The sequence below is a fragment of the Streptomyces sp. ADI95-17 genome (assembly GCF_003846175.1).
Taxonomy (GTDB): domain Bacteria; phylum Actinomycetota; class Actinomycetes; order Streptomycetales; family Streptomycetaceae; genus Streptomyces; species Streptomyces sanglieri.
In genome coordinates this window covers 434308-458353 of the sequence record NZ_ML123047.1, presented here as the reverse complement: position 1 = coordinate 458353, position 24046 = coordinate 434308, and the positions used below count along the sequence as shown (strand labels likewise).

The 24046-nt window shown below is 71.6% G+C and carries 21 protein-coding genes; 10 read left to right on the top strand and 11 right to left on the bottom strand.

Features of this window, described 5'->3' with window-relative positions:
- Nucleotides 1-41 precede the first annotated feature (41 nt).
- From EES42_RS21060 to EES42_RS21045, 4 genes are all read right to left on the bottom strand, one after another.
- Complete coding sequence (locus tag EES42_RS21060) at nt 42-263, bottom strand: DUF6458 family protein (protein WP_124719793.1); 222 nt, start codon at nt 261-263, stop codon at nt 42-44.
- Nucleotides 264-366: 103 nt separating this feature from the next.
- Nucleotides 367-1665, bottom strand: a complete 1299-nt coding sequence (locus EES42_RS21055) for a M18 family aminopeptidase (RefSeq protein WP_124719792.1) — start codon at nt 1663-1665, stop codon at nt 367-369.
- Between the two features lie 61 nt (nt 1666-1726).
- Nucleotides 1727-2398 carry a hypothetical protein gene (locus EES42_RS21050; RefSeq protein WP_124719791.1) on the bottom strand — a complete coding sequence of 224 codons (672 nt, stop codon included), beginning with the start codon at nt 2396-2398 and terminating at the stop codon, nt 1727-1729.
- 130 nt (nt 2399-2528) lie between these two features.
- A complete protein-coding gene (locus EES42_RS21045; protein ID WP_124719790.1) occupies nt 2529-4355 on the bottom strand; it encodes an acyl-CoA dehydrogenase in 1827 nt (608 codons plus the stop codon).
- A 171-nt stretch (nt 4356-4526) separates the two neighbouring features.
- On the opposite strand from EES42_RS21045, the gene EES42_RS21040 reads away from it, so the two are divergent.
- The 3 genes from EES42_RS21040 (at nt 4527) to EES42_RS21030 (ending at nt 7270) form a co-directional block, all read left to right on the top strand.
- Nucleotides 4527-4967 carry an SseB family protein gene (locus tag EES42_RS21040; protein WP_072487501.1) on the top strand — a complete coding sequence of 147 codons (441 nt, stop codon included), beginning with the start codon at nt 4527-4529 and terminating at the stop codon, nt 4965-4967.
- Between the two features lie 166 nt (nt 4968-5133).
- Nucleotides 5134-6090, top strand: a complete 957-nt coding sequence (locus EES42_RS21035) for a pirin family protein (RefSeq protein WP_124719789.1) — start codon at nt 5134-5136, stop codon at nt 6088-6090.
- 82 nt (nt 6091-6172) lie between these two features.
- Complete coding sequence (locus EES42_RS21030; RefSeq protein WP_124719788.1) at nt 6173-7270, top strand: AI-2E family transporter; 1098 nt, start codon at nt 6173-6175, stop codon at nt 7268-7270.
- Nucleotides 7271-7311: 41 nt separating this feature from the next.
- Here EES42_RS21030 and EES42_RS21025 read toward each other — a convergent pair whose 3' ends face one another.
- On the bottom strand, nt 7312-9402 hold the full coding sequence (locus EES42_RS21025; RefSeq protein ID WP_124719787.1) for an ATP-binding SpoIIE family protein phosphatase: 2091 nt from the start codon (nt 9400-9402) through the stop codon (nt 7312-7314).
- A 173-nt stretch (nt 9403-9575) separates the two neighbouring features.
- On the opposite strand from EES42_RS21025, the gene aspS reads away from it, so the two are divergent.
- Nucleotides 9576-11393, top strand: coding sequence for an aspartate--tRNA ligase (gene aspS, locus EES42_RS21020; RefSeq protein ID WP_124719786.1), 1818 nt, complete (start codon nt 9576-9578; stop codon nt 11391-11393).
- A 119-nt stretch (nt 11394-11512) separates the two neighbouring features.
- Here aspS and EES42_RS21015 read toward each other — a convergent pair whose 3' ends face one another.
- Genes EES42_RS21015 through EES42_RS21000 form a run of 4 tightly spaced genes read right to left on the bottom strand, consistent with a single transcriptional unit; the run spans nt 11513 to nt 15166 of the window.
- Nucleotides 11513-12706: an ABC transporter permease gene (locus EES42_RS21015; RefSeq protein WP_124719785.1), complete on the bottom strand. Its 1194-nt coding sequence runs from the start codon at nt 12704-12706 to the stop codon at nt 11513-11515.
- Nucleotides 12703-13422 carry an ABC transporter ATP-binding protein gene (locus EES42_RS21010; RefSeq protein WP_124719784.1) on the bottom strand — a complete coding sequence of 240 codons (720 nt, stop codon included), beginning with the start codon at nt 13420-13422 and terminating at the stop codon, nt 12703-12705. Before EES42_RS21010 ends, EES42_RS21015 begins: the two co-directional genes overlap by 4 nt.
- Entirely contained in the window at nt 13419-14498 is a 1080-nt protein-coding gene (locus tag EES42_RS21005) for a peptidoglycan-binding protein (RefSeq protein ID WP_124719783.1), read from the bottom strand. Before EES42_RS21005 ends, EES42_RS21010 begins: the two co-directional genes overlap by 4 nt.
- Nucleotides 14495-15166 carry a hypothetical protein gene (locus EES42_RS21000; RefSeq protein WP_124719782.1) on the bottom strand — a complete coding sequence of 224 codons (672 nt, stop codon included), beginning with the start codon at nt 15164-15166 and terminating at the stop codon, nt 14495-14497. The genes EES42_RS21005 and EES42_RS21000 overlap by 4 nt, the downstream gene beginning before the upstream one ends.
- A gap of 135 nt (nt 15167-15301) precedes the next feature.
- Between EES42_RS21000 and EES42_RS20995 the strand changes: the two genes are divergently transcribed.
- From EES42_RS20995 to EES42_RS20980, 4 genes are all read left to right on the top strand, one after another.
- Nucleotides 15302-15997 carry a response regulator transcription factor gene (locus EES42_RS20995; RefSeq protein ID WP_124719781.1) on the top strand — a complete coding sequence of 232 codons (696 nt, stop codon included), beginning with the start codon at nt 15302-15304 and terminating at the stop codon, nt 15995-15997.
- Complete coding sequence (locus EES42_RS20990) at nt 15994-17658, top strand: sensor histidine kinase (RefSeq protein ID WP_241196493.1); 1665 nt, start codon at nt 15994-15996, stop codon at nt 17656-17658. Before EES42_RS20995 ends, EES42_RS20990 begins: the two co-directional genes overlap by 4 nt.
- The gene (locus EES42_RS20985) at nt 17655-18152 is read left to right on the top strand and encodes a hypothetical protein (protein WP_124719780.1); all 498 of its coding nucleotides are present in this window, start codon (nt 17655-17657) and stop codon (nt 18150-18152) included. The genes EES42_RS20990 and EES42_RS20985 overlap by 4 nt, the downstream gene beginning before the upstream one ends.
- 302 nt (nt 18153-18454) lie before the next feature.
- Complete coding sequence (locus EES42_RS20980) at nt 18455-19273, top strand: L,D-transpeptidase family protein (RefSeq protein ID WP_241196532.1); 819 nt, start codon at nt 18455-18457, stop codon at nt 19271-19273.
- Between the two features lie 292 nt (nt 19274-19565).
- On the opposite strand, the gene metG is transcribed toward EES42_RS20980, so the two are convergent.
- A complete protein-coding gene (metG, locus tag EES42_RS20975) occupies nt 19566-21179 on the bottom strand; it encodes a methionine--tRNA ligase (protein WP_124719778.1) in 1614 nt (537 codons plus the stop codon).
- A 148-nt stretch (nt 21180-21327) separates the two neighbouring features.
- On the opposite strand from metG, the gene EES42_RS20970 reads away from it, so the two are divergent.
- Nucleotides 21328-21981 carry a response regulator transcription factor gene (locus tag EES42_RS20970; RefSeq protein WP_164495293.1) on the top strand — a complete coding sequence of 218 codons (654 nt, stop codon included), beginning with the start codon at nt 21328-21330 and terminating at the stop codon, nt 21979-21981.
- The gene (locus EES42_RS20965) at nt 21978-23189 is read left to right on the top strand and encodes a sensor histidine kinase (RefSeq protein WP_124719776.1); all 1212 of its coding nucleotides are present in this window, start codon (nt 21978-21980) and stop codon (nt 23187-23189) included. The genes EES42_RS20970 and EES42_RS20965 overlap by 4 nt, the downstream gene beginning before the upstream one ends.
- Here EES42_RS20965 and EES42_RS20960 read toward each other — a convergent pair.
- Nucleotides 23123-24046: VWA domain-containing protein (locus EES42_RS20960; protein WP_206433526.1), on the bottom strand; the 924-nt coding region annotated here is incomplete at its 5' end. The two genes, EES42_RS20965 and EES42_RS20960, sit on opposite strands and share 67 nt — an antisense overlap.

Genomic DNA, 24046 nt, shown 5'->3' with positions numbered 1-24046 from the left:
ACGACGGGTCGCGCCTGCCGCGACCCGGCGGACGTCGCGAGTCAGGGGTAGCGGCGCTCGTCCTCGGACACGACGGTGGTGCTGGGCGGCACGACCATCCGTCGGCGCCGCGCGATGCTTGAGTAGACGACGACCCCGATGACGCCGACGATCATCATGATCCAGCCGACCAGGTCGACGTCGACGGTGTCCATTTTCCAGTCGGTGGCGAAGGCCAGTATCGCCCCGGCTCCGATGAGGATGATGCATCCTCCGAGTCCCATGAATCCCGCCTCCTCGACGGCCCGGCGGCTCCGGGCCGGTGTACGGATCGCGTACCCGGCCCGGCGACGACCATGCCCGGGGGCACGGCCGGGGCGCGGCGGCTCAGCCCGCCAGGAACGACGCCAGCGCGTTGGCCAGCAGATACGGGTCGTCCGCCCCGCACAGCTCACGGGCGCTGTGCATCGACAGGATCGCGACGCCGATGTCCACGGTCTGGATGCCGTGCCGGGCGGCGGTGATCGGGCCGATCGTGGTGCCGCACGGCATCGAGTTGTTGGAGACGAACGTCTGCCACGGCACGTCCGCCTTCCGGCACGCCTCCGCGAACACGGCCCGGCCGCTGCCGTCGGTCGCGTACCGCATGTTGACGTTGACCTTGAGGATCGGTCCGCCGTTGGCCACCGGGTGGTGGGTCGGGTCGTGGCGCTCGGCGTAGTTGGGGTGGACCGCGTGACCGGTGTCGGAGGAGAGGCAGACGGTCCCGGCGAAGGCCCGCGCGCGGTCCTCGTACGTGCCGCCGCGGGCGAAGACGGAACGCTCCAGGACCGTGCCGAGCAGCGGCCCGTCGGCGCCGGTGTCGGACTGCGAGCCGTTCTCCTCGTGGTCGAAGGCGGCCATGACGGGGATGTACGCGAGCTCCTCGTCCGGCTGTCCGGCGACGGCGGCGAGCGCGGCGGTCGCCGCGTGCACGGAGAGCAGGTTGTCCATCCGGGGCCCGGCCAGCAGCTCGCGGTCCCGGCCCAGGTAGGCGGGCGGCTCGACGGCGTGCGGCATCAGGTCCCAGCCGGTCACGTCCTCGGCGTCGACGCCCGCCTCCTCGGCGACGAACCGGATCAGGTCGCCCTCCTCGACGTCCCCGAGCCCCCAGATCGGCTGCATGTGCTTCTGCCGGTCGAGCTTGAGACCGTCGGGGTTGGCCGACCGGTCCAGGTGTACGGCCAGCTGAGGTACGCGCAGCAGCGGCCGGTCGATGTTCACCAGCCGGTGCGTGCCGTCGCGCAGCGAGATCCGGCCCGCGAGACCGAGGTCCCGGTCGAGCCAGGTGTTGAGGAGCGTGCCGCCGTAGATCTCCACGGCGACCTGCCGCCAGCCGTACGCCCCGGTGTCGGGCAGCGGCTTGACCCGCAGGTTCGGCGAGTCGGTGTGCGCACCGACGATCCGGAACGGGGTGTGCGCCGAGGCGCCCTCCGGCACGTACCAGGCCACGATCGCACCGCCGCGCAGGACGTACTTCCCGCCGCTGGTCCCGTCCCAGGCCGCGGTCTCCTCGACCTGCCGGAATCCGGCCTTCTCCAGCCGGGCGGCCGCGGTGGCCACGGCGTGGTACGGGGAAGGGGAGGCCATCAGGAAGGCCATCAGATCGTCGGTGTGCCCGCGGTCGAAGCGGAGGGAGGAACTCATGTTCCTCACTGTAACGAGACCGGACCGGACGCCTTCACCACCGTCGTGCCGGTCCGTGCGCTCAGCTCGACGGCAGCGCCGCCGAGGGCTTCTCGCCGTTCTGGGCCTGCTGCGCCCGCTCGGCGAACATGGCCGCGAACGCCTTGACCTCCTTGTCGGGGACGGCCACTTTGCCCGTGGTGCCGGTGCTGATGCCGAGGACGGTCGTGCCGACCCGGATCTGCGCGATCGTGGCCGGTCCGGCCATGGTGCCGACCGCCGCGCGGTTGGCCTCGCGCTCGGCGCCGGGGCTGCCGATCTCCACCTTCTCGGCGTTCCGGCCGACCCGGTCCCCGCCGTACCACTTGATCAGGACGTCGTACGCGGCGTCCGCGGCCTTCTCGTCCTTGTAGGCGAGGGTCCAGAAGTTGAGCGTGGTCGCGTCCGTCTTGCGCACGAAGGCCGAGACACCCCAGGACGTGACCGGGGTGCAGGCCGTGTCCCGCTGCTCCTTCGTCCTGGCCACGCAGACCGTCGGCGGGTAGTCGGGCACCGGCTTCTGGGCCTCCGGCTTCATGTGGTTCCGCCAGCCCGGCACGGCCTTCGCGTCCGGCAGCACCGAGGCGACCTGCCCCTTGTCGAGCGCGGCCGCCTTGCCGTCCCCGCCCCCGCCCCCGCACCCCGCGAGCAGCAGCGCCACCGCCCCGGCCGCCACGACCCGCCCCCGCGTCCCCACGAAACCCTTGTCACCCATGAGTGAACCCGCCCCCTCCGGTCATCGGACGTCCGATCCTAGAGCGGCCCGGTCGACGGGCGCCCAGTACGACAGCACCGCCGCCCGGAGACGCTCCGGGCGGCGGTGCTGTCGATGAATTCGGGAGAGGCTAGAACGCGGCCTCGTCCAGCTCCATCAGCGAGTTGTCGACGGACTCGGCGAGCGCGCGCTCGGCCGAGACGCCCGGCAGGACGTTCGCGGCGAAGAACTTCGCGGCGGCGATCTTGCCCTGGTAGAAGGCGACGTCCTTCGCGGTCGCGGTCGGCAGCTTCTCCGCCGCGACGGCCGCGCCCTTGAGCAGCAGGTAGCCGACGACGACATCGCCGGAGGCCATCAGCAGGCGGGTGGTGTTGAGCCCCACCTTGTAGATGTTCTTGACGTCCTCGCCGGTCGCGGTGAGGTCGGTGATCATCGTGCCGACGATCGCCTCCAGGTCCACGGCCGCCTTGGCGAGCGAGTCCAGCGCACCGGCCAGCTCCTCGTTGCCCTGGGCGCCGGCGAGGAACTTCTTGATCTCCTCGGAGAGGGCGTTCAGCGAGGCGCCCTGGTCGCGGACGATCTTCCGGAAGAAGAAGTCCTGGCCCTGGATCGCCGTGGTGCCCTCGTACAGCGTGTCGATCTTGGCGTCACGGATGTACTGCTCGATCGGGTACTCCTGGAGGTACCCGGAGCCGCCGAAGGTCTGGAGCGACTGGGCCAGCTGCTCGTAGGACTTCTCGGAGCCGTACCCCTTCACGATCGGGAGCAGCAGGTCGTTGAGGCCGTGCAGCGCCTTCGCGTCCTCGCCCGCGGCCTCCTTCTCCTGGATCGCGTCCTGGACGGAGGCGGTGTACAGCACCAGGGAGCGCATGCCCTCCGCGTACGCCTTCTGCGTCATGAGCGAGCGGCGCACGTCGGGGTGGTGCGTGATGGTGACCTTGGGGGCGGTCTTGTCCATGAACTGCGACAGGTCCGTGCCCTGGACGCGCTCCTTGGCGTACTCCAGCGCGTTCAGGTAGCCGGTCGACAGGGTGGCGATGGCCTTCGTGCCGACCATCATGCGGGCGAACTCGATGATGCGGAACATCTGGCGGATGCCGTCGTGCCTGTCGCCGATCAGCCAGCCCTTGGCGGGGTGCTGGTCGCCGAAGGTCATCTCGCAGGTGTTGGAGGCCTTGAGGCCCATCTTGTGCTCGACGTTGGTCGCGTACACGCCGTTGCGCTCGCCCAGCTCGCCGGTGGTCCAGTCGAAGTGGAACTTCGGGACCATGAAGAGCGAGAGGCCCTTCGTGCCGGGGCCGGCGCCCTCGGGGCGGGCCAGCACGTAGTGGAGGATGTTCTCGGACATGTCGTGCTCGCCCGAGGTGATGAAGCGCTTCACACCCTCGATGTGCCAGGAGCCGTCCTCCTGCTCGACGGCCTTCGTGCGGCCCGCGCCGACATCCGAACCGGCGTCCGGCTCGGTCAGCACCATCGTCGAGCCCCACTGCTTCTCGACGGCGATCTCGGCGATCTTCTTCTGCGCCTCGTTGCCCTCCTCGAAGAGGATGCCGGCGAACGCCGGGCCGGAGGAGTACATCCACACGGCCGGGTTCGCGCCGAGCAGCAGCTCCGCGTAGCCCCAGATCAGGGAGCGCGGCGAGGTGGTGCCGCCGATCTCCTCGGGCAGGCCCAGACGCCAGTACTCGGAGTCCATGAACGCCTGGTACGACTTCTTGAAGGTCGCCGGGACCGGCGCGGTGTTGGTCTCCGGGTCGAAGACCGGCGGGTTGCGGTCGGCGTCCGCGTAGGAGTCGGCCAGCTCGTTCTCCGCGAGGCGGTTGACCTCGTCGAGGATGCTCTTCGCCGTCTCGACGTCCATCTCGGCGAACGGGCCGGTGCCGTACGTCTTGTCGCGCCCGAGGACCTCGAAGAGGTTGAACTCGATGTCGCGGAGATTCGACTTGTAGTGCCCCATGGAAGGCTCCGTAATCAATAGCAGTGGCGCGCAACGCCCCGGGGTGGGGTGTGGGCCGGGTGGGCGACGAGCTGGCGGTGCGTATATCAGCTGACCTCTACGATGATGCTACCCGTCAGTAATAAGACGCAACCCCTCAAGGCCCCGATGTGTCCGATTACTCTTTGCGGTATGTACGGCTACGACCAGAACCCGGGTGCACAGCAGCAGATGGGTGGCGGCTACGGCGAGCAGCCGCTGTATCCCGAGCCCTCGCCGCCGTCCCTGGGTGACGCGGTACGGGCCTTCACCACCGGCTCGCTGTCCGCCGAGGACTTCCAGCAGATCTTCGCGACGTCGAAGGTCTACTGCCCGCGTGGCGACAACCCCGGCTTCCTGGCGCTGCACAACACCCAGCAGCCGGTGATCCCGATGTTCACCACGCTCAAGGAGCTGCGGCTGTACGCGGGCAAGGAGTCCAAGTACTTCGTGATCACCGGGGCCGAGGTGATCGATCTGCTGCCGACCGGCTACGGCTTCGTCCTCGACATGGAGGGTGAGCACCGCATGGTCTTCGACGCGAAGGCCGTGGAGCAGATGGTCGACTTCGCGATGCGCCGCATGTACGGCTGACGTCGGAATCGTTCGGCAAGGGCCCGCACCGCTCGGTGCGGGCCCTTTGTGCTGCCTTCTTCCGTTGCTCCGGGCGGGTGCGAAACGCGGGGGGAATGAAGTGAGCCTTGCAGGATGTTCACCATTCAACTAAATTGAAGGCAGGACGATCCCGGAGGTGGCTCCCATGCCCGCAGTGACTGTCGAAAACCCGCTGACCCTGCCCAAGGTCGCCGCATCCGGCGACGCGGCGGCCCGCCCCGTGCTCGCCGTCACCACGGCGCCGAGCGGATTCGAGGGCGAGGGCTTCCCGGTTCGCCGCGCGTTCGCCGGGATCAACTACAAGTACCTCGACCCGTTCATCATGATGGACCAGATGGGCGAGGTGGAGTACGCGGCCGGCGAGCCGAAGGGCACCCCCTGGCACCCGCACCGCGGCTTCGAGACCGTCACGTACCTGATCGACGGAACCTTCGTCCACCAGGACTCCAACGGTGGTGGCGGCACCATCCAGAACGGCGACACCCAGTGGATGACCGCCGGTTCCGGGCTGCTGCACATCGAGGCCCCGCCGGAGTCCCTGGTGATGTCGGGCGGCCTCTTCCACGGCCTCCAGCTCTGGGTGAACCTGCCCAAGGCCGACAAGATGATGGACCCCCGCTACCAGGACATCCGCGGCGGCCAGGTCCAGCTCCTCGCCTCCCCGGACGGCGGCGCGCTGCTCCGCGTCATCGCCGGTGAGCTCGACGGGCACCAGGGCCCCGGCATCACGCACACCCCGATCACGATGATCCACGCCACCGTGCGCCCCGGCGCCGAGGTGACCCTGCCGTGGCGCGAGGACTTCAACGGACTCGCGTACGTGCTGGCCGGCCGCGGCACCGTCGGCGCGGAGCGCCGCCCCGTCCACATGGGGCAGACGGCGGTCTTCGGCGCCGGTTCCTCGCTGACCGTCCGCGCGGACGAGAAGCAGGACGGCCACGCCCCGGACCTGGAGGTCGTGCTGCTCGGCGGCCGTCCGATCCGGGAGCCGATGGCGCACTACGGGCCGTTCGTGATGAACAGCCAGGCCGAACTGAAGCAGGCCTTCGAGGACTTCCAGGCCGGCCGCCTCGGCACCGTGCCCGCCGTCCACGGGATGTGACATCCGTCGTCGGCGTATGACGATCCGCGCTCGTACGGCGGTGCGAGCGGATTATCGTCCCGCGCCGTGATCGGGTGGGAGGGTGCAGACTCCTGAACCCCTCCTGCCCGTCGCGGCGCGGCGTACGGCCGCCTGGTGCGGCGTGGTCCTCCTCGTCGCCGGGGTGGCCGCGGTCGCCATCTGGCTGTGTATCGCCCTCAAGACCGCGGTCACTCCCGTGCTGCTCGCGCTGCTCGGTACGGCGCTGCTCGGACCGGTGCACCGCTGGCTGACCGCCCGTGGGCTGAAGCGCTCGCTCGCCGCGGGGCTCACCTGTGTGCTGCTCGTCGCGGTGGTCGGCGGCGCCGGATACATCGTCGTCACCGCGCTCGTCGACACCGGTGACCAGATCGTCCGGTCGCTGAAGGACGTGGCCCAGTGGATCGTCGACCACTTCGGGATCGGCAGGAACACCAGCGTGGACGACCTGGTGGCCAACGCCCAGAAGCTCGTCGAGAAGTTCGGGGCCAGCGCCGCGGGCGGGCTCCTGTCCGGACTCAGCCTGATCGGCTCGCTCATCGCCACCAGCGTCCTCGCGCTCCTGCTGACCTTCTTCTTCCTGCGCGACTCCGACCGGGCCGCGGGCCTCGCCCACTCGATCGCCCCGCGCGGTACCGGGGACCTGGTCGAGGCGATGGGCCGGCGGGCCTTCGAAGCCGTCGAGGGCTTCATGCGCGGCACCACGTTCATCGCGCTGATCGACGCCGTCTGCATCACCGTCGGCCTGCTGATCCTGCGCGTCCCCGGCGCGGTGGGGCTCGGGGCGCTGGTCTTCGTCGGGGCCTACATCCCCTACCTCGGGGCGTTCCTCTCGGGCGCGGTCGCGGTCCTGGTGGCGCTCGCCGACCGGGGGTTCGTGATCGCGCTCTGGGCGCTGGGGGTCGTACTGGCGGTGCAGGTGCTGGAGGGGCACGTGCTGCAGCCGGTGATCCAGAGCCGTACGGTGCAGATGCACCCCGCCATGATCATGATCGCGCTGACCGCCGGCGCCAGCGTGGCGGGCCTGCTGGGCATGCTGCTCGCGGTGCCGGTCTGCGCGGCGGCCTTCGGCGTCCTCGGCGAACTGCGCGGGGACCGGCCGGGGCCGGGGCCGGCGCCCGGGGACGGATCGCGGCCCGGCCCGGCCCCGGAAGGCGCCTGACTCGGCTCGCCGGCCCCGGCCCGGCCCCGGAAGGGCCTGACTCAGCTCTCCGGCCCCGACTCGTACAGCTCGAACCAGATCGACTTCCCCGCCCCCCGCGGGTCCACCCCCCACGCGTCGGCGAGCATCTCCATCAGCACCAGCCCGCGCCCGCTGGAGGCCATCTCCCCGGGGCGCCGCCTGTGCGGGAGTTCGTCGCTGCCGTCGGACACCTCCACGCGCAGCCGCCGCTCGCCGTGCTCCCCCGTCGCCTGCGCGAGCATCAGCGCGTCCCCGTCCGTGTGGACGAGGACGTTGGTGGCCATCTCGGAGATCATCAGCACCGCCGCGTCGACCTGCTCCGGATCCGCCCAGTCGTGCAGCAGCTCCCGCAGCTGCTGCCGGGCCGCCGCGATCCGCTCCGGCTCGGCCTGCGCGATGGTCAGCGCGGTGCGCCGGGGCGCCGGCCGGCGCCGCGTCCCCCCGTCGCACCGGAGCAGCAGCAGCGCGATGTCGTCCTCCCGGCGGTCTGCCAGCGGGCCCGTCGTGTAGTGCGACGTCGGCCCGTGCACGGCCTGCACGAGGGCGTCGGCGAGCTTCTCCAGGTCGGCGGTCTGCTGCTCCAGGACCGGCCGCAGCCGGTCCCAGCCGGAGAACATGTCATGGCCGCCGGTCTCGATCAGCCCGTCCGTGCAGAGCATGATCGTTTCCCCCGGCTCCAGGGTGAGCCGGCTCGTCGGATAGTCGGCGTCCGTCTCGACGCCGAGCGGCATTCCGCCCTCGGTCTGGTGGATCATCGCCGTCCCGTCGGCGGTGATCACCACGGGGTCGGGGTGGCCGGCCCGTGCGATGTCGAGCGTGCCGGTCTCCGGGTCGGTCTCCGCGTACAGACAGGTGGCGAAGCGCGGTCCGGTCTCCTCACCGTCCTCGTACGCGTCCGTGAGCCCGGAGAGGAAGCGGGACGCCCGCGAGAGCACCGCGTCCGGGCGGTGCCCCTCGGCGGCGTACGCGCGCAGGGCGATCCGCAGCTGCCCCATCAGCCCGGCGGCCCGCACGTCGTGGCCCTGGACGTCACCGATGACCAGGGCGATCCGGCCGTTGGGGAGCGGGATCATGTCGTACCAGTCGCCGCCGACCTGGAGGCCGCCGCCGGTCGGGATGTAGCGGGCGGCGACCGTCATCCCCGGGATGTCCGGGCCCAGCGTCGGCATCATCGAGCGCTGGAGCCCCAGCGACAGCTCCCGCTCGGTCTCGGCGACCCCGGCCCGGGTCAGCGCCTGCGCCAGCATCCGGGCCACGGTCGTCAGCACGGACCGCTCGTCCGGTGTGAACGACACCGGGTGCTTGAAGCCCGCCATCCAGGCGCCCATGGTGCGCCCCGCGACGATCAGCGGCAGGAAGGCCCAGGAGCGGCGCCCGAACCGGCTGGCGAGCGGCCAGGTGACCGGGTAGCGGCGGCTGTAGTCCTCGGGCGACGGCAGATAGATCGCCCGCCCCGTCCGCACCACCTCGGCGGCCGGGTAGTCGGTCTCCAGCGGCATGTCGGTGAACGGGTCCTCGTCGCCCACGCTGTGCCCGTGGTGCCCGACGACCGTCAGCCGCTCGCCCGCGATGCCGAAGACCGCCAGGCCGTCCGGCGAGAACCCCGGCATGGAGAGCGAGGCGGCGACCCGCAGCACCTCCTCGGTCGACCGGGCCTCGGCCAGCGCCCGGCCCGCGTCCAGCAGGAACGCCTCGCGGGAGCGGCGCCAGTCGCCGGTGACGGTCGCGGGCGCTCCGGTGGTGCCCGGATGCGGTTCGGCGACCTCCTGGAGAGTGCCGAGCAGTATGTGGCCCCGCCCGTCCGGCCGCTCGGGCGGGAACGGCTTGGCGCGGCTGCGTACGGTGCGCAGCACCCGGCCCGTCCCGTCCACTATCCGCAGCCGGGCCTCGGCGAGGGTGCCCTCGGAGAGCGCGAGGTTCACCACCCCGTAGATCTCGTTCCAGTCGACGGGGTGGAAGCGGGAACGCACCGCGGACTCGCGGAAGACGCCACCCCCCGCGGGCAGCTCCAGAAGCCGGGCCGCCTCCGCATCGAGCGTGAAGGTCCCGGATCCGCTGTCCCAGCGCCACAGACCGGTCGCGGTCGCGGCCAGGACGTCCTCGGTGCGCATTGCCCCACTTTAAGAAGACTTGCTCCGTGGACGCCACCGAGGGGCGGGCCCTCCCGCCCCTCGGAAGGCCCCGGATGATCTTGAAATGTCAATGTCAATGATTCGGTGCGGGTGCGGGCGGTAGCCTGGGGAGGCTGAATCCACCCCGAACCGCGAAGACTGGATGAACGACGATGCATCGGTACAGGTCCCACACCTGCGGCGAGCTCCGCGCCTCTGACGTCGGCACCGACGTCCGGCTGAGCGGCTGGCTGCACAATCGCCGAGACCTGGGTGGCATCCTCTTCATCGATCTGCGCGACCACTACGGTCTGGTGCAGCTCGTCGCCCGCCCCGGCACCCCCGGCAACGAGGCACTGGCGAAGCTCACCAAGGAGACCGTCGTACGGATCGACGGCAAGGTCTCCGCGCGCGGCGCCGACAACGTCAACCCGGAGCTCCCGACCGGCGAGATCGAGATCGAGGTCACCGAGGTCGAGGTGCTGGGCGAGGCCGCCCCGCTGCCCTTCACGATCAACACCGAGGACGGGGTCAACGAGGAGCGGCGCCTGGAGTACCGCTTCCTCGACCTGCGCCGCGAGCGCATGCACCGCAACATCATGCTGCGCTCGGCGGTCATCGCCTCGATCCGCGCCAAGATGGTGGCCCTCGGCTTCAACGAGATGGCGACCCCGATCCTCACCGCGACCTCCCCCGAGGGCGCCCGTGACTTCGTCGTCCCGTCGCGTCTGAACCCGGGCAAGTTCTACGCCCTGCCGCAGGCCCCGCAGCAGTTCAAGCAGCTGCTGATGATCTCCGGCTTCGACCGCTACTTCCAGATCGCGCCGTGCTTCCGCGACGAGGACGCCCGCGCGGACCGTTCGCCCGGCGAGTTCTACCAGCTCGACGTCGAGATGTCGTTCGTCGAGCAGGAGGACGTCTTCCGGCCGATCGAGAAGCTGATGACCGAGCTCTTCGAGGAGTTCGGCAACGGCCGCCACGTCACCTCGCCGTTCCCGCGCATCCCGTTCCGCGAGTCGATGCTGAAGTACGGCAACGACAAGCCCGACCTGCGCGCCAAGCTGGAACTGGTCGACATCTCCGACGTCTTCGCCGACTCGGAGTTCAAGGCCTTCGCCGGCAAGCACGTCCGTGCCCTGCCGGTCCCGGACACCGCCGGTCAGTCCCGGAAGTTCTTCGACGGCCTCGGCGACTACGCCGTCCAGCACGGCGCCAAGGGCCTGGCCTGGGTCCGGGTCGGCGAGGACGGCACCCTGGCGGGACCGATCGCCAAGTTCCTCACCGAGACCGACGTCAAGACGCTCACCGAGCGGCTCTCCCTCGTGCCGGGCCACGCGGTCTTCTTCGGCGCCGGCGAGTTCGACGAGGTCTCCAAGATCATGTCCGTCGTCCGCGTCGAGGCCGCCAAGCGCGCCGGCCACTTCGAGGAAGGCGTCTTCCGGTTCTGCTGGATCGTCGACTTCCCGATGTACGAGAAGGACGAGGACACCGGCAAGATCGACTTCTCCCACAACCCCTTCTCGATGCCCCAGGGCGGCCTGAAGGACCTGGAGGAGAAGGACCCGCTGGACATCCTCGCCTGGCAGTACGACATCGTCTGCAACGGCATCGAGCTGTCCTCCGGCGCCATCCGCAACCACGAGCCCGAGCTGATGCTCAAGGCCTTCGAGATCGCCGGTTACGACCGCGAGACCGTCGAGCACGAGTTCGCGGGCATGCTGCGCGCCTTCCGTCTCGGCGCCCCGCCGCACGGCGGCATCGCCCCGGGCGTCGACCGCATCGTGATGCTGCTGGCCGACGAGCCCAACATCCGCGAGACGATCGCCTTCCCGCTCAACGGCAACGCCCAGGACCTGATGATGGGCGCCCCGACGGAGCTGGACGAGACCCGGCTGCGCGAGCTGAACATCCAGCTCCGCAAGCCGGCGGCGACGGTGAAGGAGAAGGCGGACGCCACGGACTCCGTGGCGAGGGACACCGGCGCGAAGTAAGCGCCACCGGCTCTGCTGCGGTCCCGCTGCGGTCCTGCGCCGGTTCTGCTTCGGTTCCACGTGAAACATCCCCCGGCCGGGGTCGGCCGGGGGATGTTCCACGTTTGCGGCAGGTTGTCTCAGGTCGCGTTCAGGGCCACCGTCGGATGCAGCCGGGAGGCGCGGATCGCCGGATAGAGGCCCGCGACCACGCCGATCAGGAGGGTGGCGGCCAGGCCGCCCGCCAGCGACCAGGGCGGGACCACCGCCGTCCACCCCTGGACCCGCGCGAAGCCGTATGTCGCCGCCGCGCCCAGCAGCGCTCCCGTCGCCCCGCCCAGCGCCGACAGCAGCAGCGACTCGGTCAGGAACTGGAGCCGGACCGCGCCCCGGGTCGCGCCCAGTGAGCGGCGCAGCCCGATCTCCTGGCGGCGCTCCAGGACGGAGATGACCATGGTGTTGGCGACGCCCACCCCGCCGACCAGCAGGGCCACCGCGCCCAGGCCGAGCATCAGACTGGTCAGACCCTCGTCGGTGGCGGCCTTCGCGGCCAGCGCGTCCGAGGGCCGGGAGACCCTGATCCCCCCTTCGCTGCCGGGGCTGATGGTGCGGGCCAGCACCGCCCGTACGTCCTCGACCGAGGCGTCCGTGGAGCGCTCGAAGACGGTGGTCGGGTGGCCGTCGAAGCCGAAGTGGCGCTCGGCGGCGGGGAATCCGACCATGGCCACCCGGTCCAGGGTGGGGACCAGTTCGAGCGGTTGAAGGATGCCGACGACGACCACCCGGGTGTCGTTCATCATGATCGTCTCGCCGGTGCGGGTGATGCCCAGGCGCTCCGCCGCCACCGAGCCGAGGACCGTCACCGGGAGTCGTTCGCCGGCCGGGTTCAGCCAGCTGCCCTTCGCGACCCGGCCGCCGAGCGTGGACAGCAGGTCGATGCGGGCCGCCTGGGCGGTGACGCCGGCGGTGCGCTCCTCGGGGACCACGTCGCTGCGGCGGATGCGGGCGTCGATGTCGGCGGTGGCCGTGGCGTGCCGCACCGGGCCGATGCGCTCGACCATCGCGACCGCGTTCTCCGGGAGCCGGATCCGCTGCCCCGTGGCGTCCTGGCCCGCCTCGGCGGTGAGGAGGTTGGTGCCGAGGCGGTCGAGCCGGGCCATCAGGTCCGCGCGGCTCGACTCGGACAGGCCGACGACCGCGACCATGGTCGCGATGCCGATGGCGATGCCGAGCGCCGAGAGCACCACGCGCGCGCGACGGGCGCGCAGGCCGACCGCGCCGACGCGGAGGATGTCGCGGGGGGACAGACGGGCGGGTCTGAGGTCGTTCTTCATGAACCGGCCCCTTCCGTACGTGGGCCCAAGGGCACCCCGGAGCGCGTGTCCGAGACGATCTCGCCGTCCCGGAAGCGGACCCGGCGCGGCAGCGAGTCCGCGATCTCGTTGTCGTGGGTGATCACGCAGACGGTGGTGCCGGACGCGTTCAGCTCGTGCAGCAGCTCCATGACGAGCTCGCCGGACGCGGTGTCCAGCGCCCCGGTCGGCTCGTCCGCCAGCAGCAGCCGGGGGCTGCCCACCAGGGCGCGGGCGATGGCCACCCGCTGCTTCTCGCCGCCGGACAGCTCGTTCGGCGTGTGCGAACGGCGGTGGTCCAGCCGGACCCCGGCCAGCGCCTCCCGGGCACGCCTGCGCCGCTCCTTCAGCGGCACGCCCGCGTACAGCAGTCCGTCGGCGACGTTGTCCACCGCGTCGCGTCCCGCCGCAAGGTGGAAGTGCTGGAAGACGAAGCCGATGTGGCGGGCGCGCAGTGCGGAGAGCCGGGAGTCGGAGAGCCCGGACACGTCGTAACCGGCGACCTCGACGGTGCCCTTGGTGGGCTTGTCGAGGGTGCCCATGATGTTGAGCATCGTGGACTTGCCGGAGCCGGACGGGCCGACGACGGCGAGCAGCTCGCCCTCCTGGACGGTGAGGTTCACCCCGCGCAGGGCGTGGACGCCGCCGGGGTAGGACTTGGTGGCGTTCCGCAGTTCGATCACCGGGGCCGGTGTCATGACGCGGCCGCTCCGACCTTCAGGCCCTCGCGCACCTCGGGGCCGCTGACCTCGATCTGTCCGTCGGCGGTCATGCCGGTCTCCACCCGGATCATCCGCGAGGTGGTCCCCCGGACGACCTGGAGGCCGTAGCCGCCGTTCTCGCCGCGCAGGGCGACGACCGCCTCGACGGGGACCGCGAGGACCCCCTTGTGCGCCTCGCTGACGAACTTCACGCTCACCGGTTTCCCGGTGTCCTCGCCGGACGCGGCGCTCGCCCCGCCGTCCAGGACGACCTCGACGACGATGCCGTCCTGGGCGCCCGCGTCGGCCCCGGAGGCGGCCGCCTCCGGGCGCACCGTTCCGGCTACCTTGCCGGCCACGGTCTTCCCGCTCGGCAGGGTGACCTCGACCTTGGTGCCCTTCGAGGTGAGCGCGCCGTCGGTCTGCTCCAGTTCCGCCCGTACGACGGGCCGGGTGGAGGCGAGCGTCAGGACCGGCTCGTCCGGGCCGACCTGGTCGGCGAGCGCCGCGTCGGCGGAGACCACCTTGACCCGGTCGGGCTGGAAGACCACGTCGCCCCGGCCGACCCGGCCGGTGGTCTCGCGGTTCAGGGACTTCTGCCACTGCTTCACGGCGGCCTCGGTGCCCTTGTCGTACCGCGTGTCGACGTAGAGCTGCGCGCCGTACCCCAGGTCGCGCAGATTGCGCTCCAGCTGGAGCACGTCACTGCCCCGGTCGCCCGCCTTCATCTCGCGGAACATCGGGACCGGCCCGTAGAGGAGGGTGACGGGCTTGTCGTTCAGTTCGTACAGCGCCTGCCCCATGGCCACCGTCCTGCCCTCGGGGGCGGTCACCGTGACGGTGCCCTCGACGGCGGACCTGACGGTGCGACGCTGCGAGAAGTCGAGCCTGCCGTCGACCGTCGTGGACCGTACGAGGTCGGTGCGTACGACGCTCACGGTGGCGGGCGGCAGGTCGCCGCCCGGCCCGGAGGCGCCCGCGTCGTCGCCGTCGCCGAGGAACAGGACGCCGCCGGTGACGGCGGCGAGGACGGCCGCCGCACCGAGTGCGACGAGGGCGGAGCGGCGCCTCACTGCATGCCTTCCACGCTGTCGATCAGCTTCGACTTGCACGCCTCGCGGGCCTGCTTGTACGCCGGTGAGTCGGTGTCGATGGACGGGGAGGCGGGGTTCGGGTCGCCGCCCGGCTGGGCGTTGCCGCCGCTCATGGTCGGGTTGGTGAACCTGGAGACGCCGTTGTCCCGCATGCACTTGGCGTGCGCGAGCATCGACTCGTAGGACTTCTGCTGGTCACGCTCGGGCTCGGCGTCCATGGCGGCCAGCAGTTCGGGGGCGCAGACCCCGTCCTTGCCGCCCTTGTACGCCTCGTTCTGGCCGGGCTTCGAGGCGATCACCTCGATCTTCTCCCAGTCGAGGTAGCCGCTGAGCTTGGGGTCGGGGTAGTCCTTGTAGCCGCCCTTGACTCGCATGCACTGGACGTATTTCAGCTGGGCGTCGTAGAAGGCGCTCTTGCCGGCGGGCGGGGCGTCGGCCTTGTTCCCGTCCTTCTCGGCGCTCGCGCGCGGCGTGTCCGGTACGTCGGCGATCGCATCGCTCTTCTTCGTACCGCCCGCGCCGTCGTCCCCGCCGCCGCAGCCGACGGAGAGGGCGAGCACGGGCAGGGCCACGAGGGCGGTCATGCGCAGCCGGGCGGTGGTGCGGGGGCTGCGGGGGCTGCGGGGGTTCGTCCTGGGAAAGGTCATGCGCCGCACACTGGCTGCCCCGGATGATGGCCCCTCCATGGCCACATGATGGGAACGTAACAATCCCCCCGGCCTGCGCTTCCAGCCCTGTCCGGGGCAGACGCGGGCGGTCCGGGCATGCACATAATCGGCTCCATGCCGCATGTGTTGCTGATCGAGGACGACGCGTCCGTACGGGACGGGATGGAGCTCGTGCTGCGCCGGCACGGGTACGGCGTGGAGACCGCCGCCACCGGCGAGCAGGCTCTCGCCCTGCTGGCCGGGGAGCGGGGCGCGCGGGTGGAACTGGCCGTCCTGGACCTGATGCTGCCCGGCATGGACGGCTTCGAGGTGTGCCGCCGCATCCGCGCCCGCTCGGCGACCCTGCCCGTCATCATGCTGACCGCACGCGGCGACGACTCGGACATCGTGACCGGTCTGGAGGCGGGCGCCGACGACTACGTCGTCAAGCCGGTCACCGCCCCCGTCCTGGAGGCCCGGATCCGGGCCGCGCTGCGGCGGGCGGAACCGTCCGGGCCGGTGCGCGGGGGAGCCGACGACCTCGCCGGGCTGGTGATCGACCGCGCCGGACTGACCGTCACCAAGCACGGCACCCCGGTCCCGCTGCCGCCCACCGAACTGCGGCTGCTGCTGGAGCTGTCGGCCTCCCCGGGCCGGGTCCTCAGCCGCGAGCAGCTCCTGGAATCAGTCTGGGACCACACCTTCCTGGGCGACTCCCGGCTGGTGGACGCGGCGGTCGGCCGGCTGCGGGCCAAGCTGGAGGACGTACCGGCCAGACCGAGGTACGTCCAGACGGTGCGGGGCTTCGGCTACCGCTTCGGACCGCTGTGAACCGTACGGAGAAGACCGCCGCGAGCCGTACGGAGAAGGCCGCCGCGAGCCGCATGGAGAAGGCTGCCGCGAGCCGTACTGGGAAGGCTGCCGCGAGCCGTATGGAGAAGGCCGCCACCAGCCGTACGGGCGGCACGCCCGCCGCGAGCCGTGCGGACGACGGCAGAGGCGGGCGCGGCGTCGCCCCGAAGCGGCGCTCCCGGCGGCTCGTCGGCGGGCTGCGCGTCCGGCTCGTCGTCACCTTCGTCGTCGTCGCGCTCATCAGCGCGGTGACCGCGACCGCCCTCGCCTACCGGGACGCCCGCACCGCCGTCCTCCAGCGCACCCAGAACGCCGCCGTGAACGACCTCCGGGAGCGGGTCACCGCGGTCGCCGCCGACTTCGACGTACCGCCCGACCAGCAGTCGCTGTCCCGGTTCGCGGCCCGGGTGTCGGACGGCCTCGGCGGGAACATCGTCGTCGCCCGCTACCAGGACCTCTCCGCCGTCTCCGACTCGCTCGCCGACACCAGGGCCCGGATCACCACCGAGCTGCGCACCGCCGTCACGACCGGCGACGGAGCCCAGTTCCAGCGGGTGCGGTGGCGGGGCGATCCCTATCTGGTCGTCGGCACGCCCGTCACCTTCGCCGACGGGGACCGCCGCACCTCCGGCCTGGAGGTCTTCGCGATCACCGATCTGCGGGCCGAACGCGACGACACCACCGCCCTGCTGGACTCCGTACGGACGGGCATGGTGCCGGTGGTGGTGCTGGCCGCCGTCCTGGCGCTGCTGGCAGCGGGGACGGTCCTGCGTCCGGTACGGAAGCTGGGCCGGGCCACCCGTGAGCTGGCGGCCGGGGACCTCGGCAGCCGGGTCGCCGTCTCCGGGCACGACGAACTCGCCGATCTGGCCCGGACGTTCAATGAGACCGCCGACGCGCTCCAGGCCTCCGACACGGAGCTGCGCGAGCAGGAGGCGAAGGCGCGCCGCTTCGTGGCGGACGTGTCCCACGAACTGCGCACCCCCCTCGCGGCGATGGCGATGGTGGCGACCGTCCTGGAGGAGGACGCCGACCAGCTGCCGCCGGACGCGGCGCGGGCGGCCCGTACCGTCGGCGCGGAGACGGCCCGGCTGTCCCGGCTGGTCGAGGACCTGATGGAGATCTCCCGCTTCGACGCGAAGGCGGTACGGCTGAACGCGGCCGAGGCGGATCTCGCCGACACCGTGCGGGCGTCGCTGGCGCTGCGCGGCTGGACGGACCGGGTGCGGACCGAGCTGCCCGAGGGGCTGCGGGCGGTGGTCGACCGGCGCAGGATCGACGTGATCGTCGCGAACCTGGTGGGCAACGCGCTGCGGCACGGCGCCCCGCCGGTCACCGTGACACTCGCGACGGCCCCCGGGGCGGACGGGGAGTGGGTGACGCTGGAGGTCGCCGACCACGGCCCCGGGCTGCCGCCGGGGACCGGGGAGCGGGTCTTCGACCGGTTCTACAAGGCGGACACGGCCCGCACCCGCGGCGCGGCCGACGACACCGGACAGGGCAGCGGCCTCGGCACGGCGATCGCGCTGGAGAACGCCCGGCTGCACGGCGGCACGATCGAGGCGGCCGACGGGCCGCGGGGCGGCGCGGTGTTCACGCTGCGGCTGCCGCTACGACCCATGAGGGAGGACACGGAGTGAGGATCCGGCAGGGGATCGTGGTCGCCGCGCTCGGGGGCGCCCTCGTGGCGTGCGGCGTCCAGCCGACCGGGGTGGTGGAGGCGGGCGAGCCCGCGTCCGGGCCGACGCGCGGGATGCGGCTGTACTACGCGTCCGCCGCCGGGCTGCGCGCGGTGCCGCTGCTCGACCAGGAGATCAAGGACCTCGTCTCGGTGCTGAAGCTGCTCGCGGGGAAGCCGCCGCCGGTCGAGGAGCGGGGCGGGCTCACCTCTCTCGTCCCCCAGCTCGGCGGCTACGAGGCGACCGGCGAGGGGACCAGGGTCACGGTGCGCATGGACGGCTCGTACCCGGGCTCGGGGCGCGACCTGGGCACGGGCCAGCTGGTGTGCACGCTGGCGCGCGCCCAGTCCGTACTCGAACCGAAGGTCAGGACCGACGACGTCGAGGTCACCCTGCGGCCCTCCGACGGCGAGGTGCTGGGCCCGTACCGGTGTGCGGAGTTCCTCAACGGGTGAGCCGAGGCCACCCCCTGACACCGTGGCCGGCTCCACGGCCGTCGCCGCCGTGACCGGTACCCGGACCTGACCGGCGATCAGTCCTTCGGCACTCCTGCGGAACGCAAGGTCCGGAAACTACACGCAGGGGACGGTTCCGCGGACCATCGGCGCGCGTGTCCGGCGGGCGATACAGCCGTATGGCCCCCGTACGGATTCGCGCTCGCCCGACGCGGCGTTAACTGGGCTCGGCGGCAAGAGGCGTGACGGGGAGCTCGCCCGTGCTGCCGTCACCCCACGACTGCTGAGGAGTTCCCGTGTCCGTGTTCCGTCCGTCGGCCGTCCGGCGTCCCCCGTACGCCGTCCACGTCGGCACCTGTGCCGCCGTGCTGCTGCTCACCGCATGCGGCGACACCACCTCCGACACCGCGACCGGAAACCCGTCCGTCCGGGCGTCCGCCTCGGTCTCCGCCGGTGTCGCGGGGCCACAGGCCGACGGCGCACGGAGACGGGCCGCCCCCGGGCCGTACGCGCCGGTCGTCCGGCCGCGCGAGATCCCCGCGCTGGGGCCGAAGACCCGGGCCTCGATCCCGGCGTCCGCCAAACAGGTCTTCGTCGTCACCGGCGACTCCTACAACTCCAGCCTGTCCACCGCGGTCCTCTACGCCCGGGACAACCCGGCCCTGGGCTGGCTGCCCGTCACCACCCGCTGGCCGGCCCACAACGCGCTGAACGGCTGGACCGACGAGCACTGGGAGGGCGATCTCCGCACCCCGGTCGGGGTCTACGGGCTGACCTACGCGGGCGGCCTGTTCGATCCCCCCGAAACGGCGTTCCCCTACGACCGGAACCCGGCGTTCGTGGTGAGCGGCGAGGGCTTCGACGGGGAGCAGCTCGAAGGGTCCTTCGACTACGTCGTCGCCATCGACTACAACCGGACCCCCGGCGTCACCCCGCTGGACCAGGAACGCCCCCTCGGCCAGGAGCGCGGCGGCGGCATCTGGATCCACGTCGACCACGGCGGCCCGACCCAGGGCTGCGTCTCGCTCCCCCTGGACCGGATGCGGGAACTCGTGAGCACCCTCGACCCCGCGAAGAAGCCGGTCGTCGTGATGGGTGACGCGGAGGCACTGGAACGGTGAACCGGATACGGGCCGGGAGGCGGGCCCGTACTCCGGAGGCAGGCCGGGTTCCACAGGAGGCAGCGGTCAACGAGGCCGAGCGCAGTGGGCCGACCCAGGTTCGCAGCCCGACGGGGTGCGGTACGAGCAGGTGGTGACGGTGCCGTACGGGAAGACCGCGAGCTGCCCGACCCGGTGGGCATCGAACCGGACACCGGGCCGCTGAAGAACTGGGCCCGCTGACCACGAGCGGCGGTACGGCGAAGGGCGGGACCGGAAACGCGGTCCCGCCCTTCGCCGTACGCACACCGCGTTACGCGGGCTTCTCCTCCAGGCGCGGGAAGAGCACCGCGCCCTTCGTCACCGTCGTGCCCGCCGGGAGCCGGCCCCAGCTGCCCGCGTCCTGCACGCGCTGCTCGGCCAGTGCGCCCAGCGACGCCTCGGCGCCCAGCGACTCCCACAGCTTCTGCGAGGTCTCCGGCATCACGGCGTTCAGCAGGACCGCGACGCCGCGCAGCGACTCGGCGGCCGTGTAGAGGATCGTCGCGAGACGGGCCTGGCCCTCGGGAGAGGTGTCCTTGGCGACCTTCCAGGGCTCCTGCTCCGTGATGTAGCCGTTGACCTGCTTCACGAAGTCGAAGATCGCCAGGATGCCGGCCTGGAAGTCCAGCTCCTCGCCGATCTTCTCGTCGGCCGTGGCGACGGCCTTGGCCAGACCCTCCTGGACCGCCTTCTCGGCGTCACCCGATGCGGTGGCCTCCGGGAGCGCCCCGCCGAAGTACTTGCCGACCATGGCCGCGACGCGCGAGGCGAGGTTGCCGTAGTCGTTGGCGAGCTCGGAGGTGTAGCGGGCGGAGAAGTCCTCCCAGGAGAACGAGCCGTCGCTGCCGAACGCGATCGCCCGCAGGAAGTACCAGCGGTACGCGTCCACGCCGAAGTGCGAGGTCAGGTCCTGCGGCTTGATGCCCGTCAGGTTCGACTTCGACATCTTCTCGCCGCCGACCATCAGCCAGCCGTTGGCCGCGACCTTTCCGGGCAGCGGCAGGCCCTGCGCCATCAGCATCGCGGGCCAGATCACCGCGTGGAAGCGCAGGATGTCCTTGCCGACCAGGTGCACGTTCGCGGGGAACGTGCTGTCGAACTTCTCCTGGTTGGCGCCGTAGCCGACCGCCGTGGCGTAGTTCAGCAGGGCGTCGACCCACACGTAGATGACGTGCTTCTCGTCCCACGGCACCGGGACGCCCCAGTCGAAGGTCGAGCGGGAGATCGAGAGGTCCTGGAGGCCCTGCTTGACGAAGTTCACGACCTCGTTGCGGGCGGACTCGGGCTGGATGAAGCCCGGGTTGTTCGCGTAGAACTCCATCAGCTTCGGGCCGTAGGCGCTCAGCTTGAAGAAGTAGTTCTCCTCCTTGAGGATCTCCACCGGCTTCTTGTGGATCGGGCACAGCTTGACGCCGGCCTCGTCCTCGATGAGGTCGCCGGGGAGCTTGTACTCCTCGCAGCCCACGCAGTACGGGCCCTCGTAGCCGCCCTTGTAGATCTCACCCTTGTCGTACAGGTCCTGGACGAACTCCTGCACCCGGTCGGTGTGGCGCTTCTCCGTCGTACGGATGAAGTCGTCGTTCGCGATGTTCAGGTGCTCCCAGAGGGGCTTCCACGCCTCCTCCACGAGCTTGTCGCACCACTCCTGCGGGGTGACTTCGTTCGCCTCGGCAGTGCGCATGATCTTCTGACCGTGCTCGTCCGTGCCGGTGAGGTACCACACCTTCTCGCCGCGCTGGCGGTGCCAGCGGGTGAGCACGTCGCCTGCGACGGTCGTGTAGGCGTGGCCCAGGTGAGGAGCGTCGTTGACGTAGTAGATGGGGGTCGATACGTAGAAACTCTTCACGCCGTCGCCCCCTTGCTTCTCGGATCCAGTGGCCGCCATGGTCGAAATCCTAACGGCCCGGGGAAGATCAACTCACACCGATAAACCCGGCCACGCACGTGGAGACCTTTGCGAAACATCCCTTCCCGTAGCAAAGACGCATCCTGGGAGGGAGTGGACACGCGTGTACGAGGCAGGGGACATCACGATGCGGGTACTGGTCGCCGAGGACGAGGAGATCCTGGCGGAGCTGGTCGCCACCGGACTGCGGCGGGCCGGGTTCGCCGTCGACACGGTGTACAGCGGTGACGCCGCCCTCGCCTACCTGGGGCTGCACGACTACGACGTCGTCGTCCTGGACCGCGACCTGCCGCGGGTGCACGGCGACGACGTGGCGCGCGGGCTCGTCGCCTCCGGCTCCCGGACCAGGATCCTGATGCTCACCGCCGCCGGATCCATGGAGGACCGGGTCGCCGGGCTCGACCTCGGCGCCGACGACTACCTGGGCAAGCCGTTCGAGTTCCCGGAGCTGGTGTCCCGGGTCCGGGCGCTGCGCCGCCGCAGCGCCCGCCCGGTCCCGCCGCAGCTGGAACGGCACGGCATCCGGCTCGACACCGTACGGCGCACGGCCTCGCGGGACGGGCGGGAGCTGGACCTCTCGCCGAAGGAGTTCTCGGTGCTCCAGCTGCTGCTGGAGGCGGACGGCGGGACCGTCAGCGCGGAGGAGCTGCTGGAGCGGGCCTGGGACGCCAACGCCGATCCGTTCACCGGTGCCGTGCGCGTCTGCATGAGCAAGCTGCGCGGGAAGCTCGGGGAGCCGGCCCTGATCCGTACGGTGCAGGGAGTGGGGTACGCCCTGTGAGGCCGCCGGCCGGTGTGCCGCACTCCAGGATCCGGACCAGGATCGCGCTCGTGTACGGCGGGGTGTTCCTGATCCTCGGCACGGCGCTGCTCGCCACCGTCAACCTCGCGTCCCGCGCCGGTACGGACTCCCAGGCGCGCGACATCGCCCGCACCGCCGCGGTCGTCCAGCCCGGCTACGCGGTGAACGGTCCGCTGATCACCCGGCGGAGTCTCGGGCCGCCCACCGTCTACGACCTCACCGACCACGTCAGCGACGCGGCCGGGCACCAGCTGCTCATGTGGTCCGCGGCCGCGCTGCTCGTGATGACGGCCTGCGCGGTCGGCGTCGGCTGGTGGACCGCGGGGCGGGTGCTGCGGCCGGTGCACGCCATGACCGCGAAGGCCCGCCGGCTCTCCGAGCACAATCTGCACGAGCGGATCGCGTCCAGCGGACCCGACGACGAGCTGAAGGAGCTGGGCGACACGCTCGACGCGCTGCTGGCCCGGCTGGAGAGGGCGTTCGACAGCCAGCGGCGGTTCATCGCCAACGCCTCCCACGAGCTGCGCACCCCGCTCGCCACCCAGCGGGCGGCGATCCAGATCGGCCTGGACGACCCGACCCCCGAGGATCTCGTACGGACCCGGCAGACGCTCCTGGACAACAACCGGCGCAGCGAACGGCTTATCGAGGGGCTGCTGGTGCTGGCGCGCAGTGAGCGCGGGCTCGCCGAGGGCGAGCGGGAGGAGGTGGATCTCGCGCGGGTGGTGGCGGAGGAGACGGCCCGGCACCCGGGTGTGGAGGCCGCCACCGGGCTCTGCACGGTGCGCGGGAACCGGCTGCTGCTGGCGCAGCTGGTGGCGAATCTGCTGGCCAACGCCGTCACGTACAACGTGCCGGGCGGGACGGTGGACGTGTCACTGGTGGCGGTCCGCGGCGCGGCGCTGCTGAAGGTCCGCAACACCGGGCCGATGGTGGACGCGGCGGACATACCCGGGCTGTTCGAGCCGTTCCGGCGGGGTGAGGGCAAGGACCGGATGGGGCGCGGGTCGGGCCTCGGCCTGTCGATCGTGCGCTCCATCGCGGTGGCGCACGGCGGTACGGTCACGGCGGTGCCGGGCCCCGAGGGCGGGCTCGCCGTGACCGTACGGCTGCCGGTCGGTCAGTCGGCGGTCACCGTCTCGCGGGCGGCGACCCAGGCGGGGAGCGCGGCGAGGACCTCGCGGTAGAACGTGGCGTCCGCGACCTCCCGGGGTGCGGGGCCCGCGTGGAAGAACCCGGCGTTCGGGGCGTCCAGCTTGCGCAGGAAGTCGAAGCCCTTGGCGTCCTCGTCGCCGAACGCGACGAACTGGAAGAACAGCGGCAGCCGGGCCGCGTCGGCCAGCGCCTGCTTGGCGGCCTGCTTGGCGTCCGGCGGGCCGTCCGTCTGGAAGACCACCAGGGCGGGGCCGGTCGCGCCGGACTTCTCGTAGTGCGCGACGACCTCTTCGACGGCGCGCTGGTAGTTCGTACGGCCGAGGCGGCCGAGGCCCGCGTTCAGCTCGTCGATCCGGCCCTCGTGGTCGGCGAGGCCGACGGTGCCGGTGCCGTCGATGTCCGTCGAGAAGAAGACCACGGGGACGGTCGCGTTCTCGTCCAGGTGCGCGGCGAGCGCCACCGTGCGGTCGCCCAGGTGCTGGGCGCTGCCGTCCTTGTAGAACGGCCGCATGGAGCCGGAGCGGTCGAGGACCAGGTAGACGGTGGCGCGCAGCCCGGTCAGCCCGTGCGCCTTCAGCCCGGCCTGGGCCGCCTTGTACGAGTCGACGAGCCCGGGAGCCCGCGACTTGACCTTGGCGAGAGTGAGGGCGGGCTTGGGGGCGGGGGAGGCCGCGGGGGTGGTGGTCGTGGTGGCCGTGGTGGCCGCGGCTGCCGGGGTGGGCTCCGGCTCGGGCTCGGCTGCCGGGGTGGGCTCGGGCTGTGCCTCCGGCTCGGGGGCGGGGGCCGCCTCGGTCACGGGGGCGGGGGTCTCGGCCTTGGCCTCGGGCTCGGGCTCCGGCTCGACGGCCGTCTCGGGCTCGGCCTTGGCCTCGGGCTCGACCTTGACCGG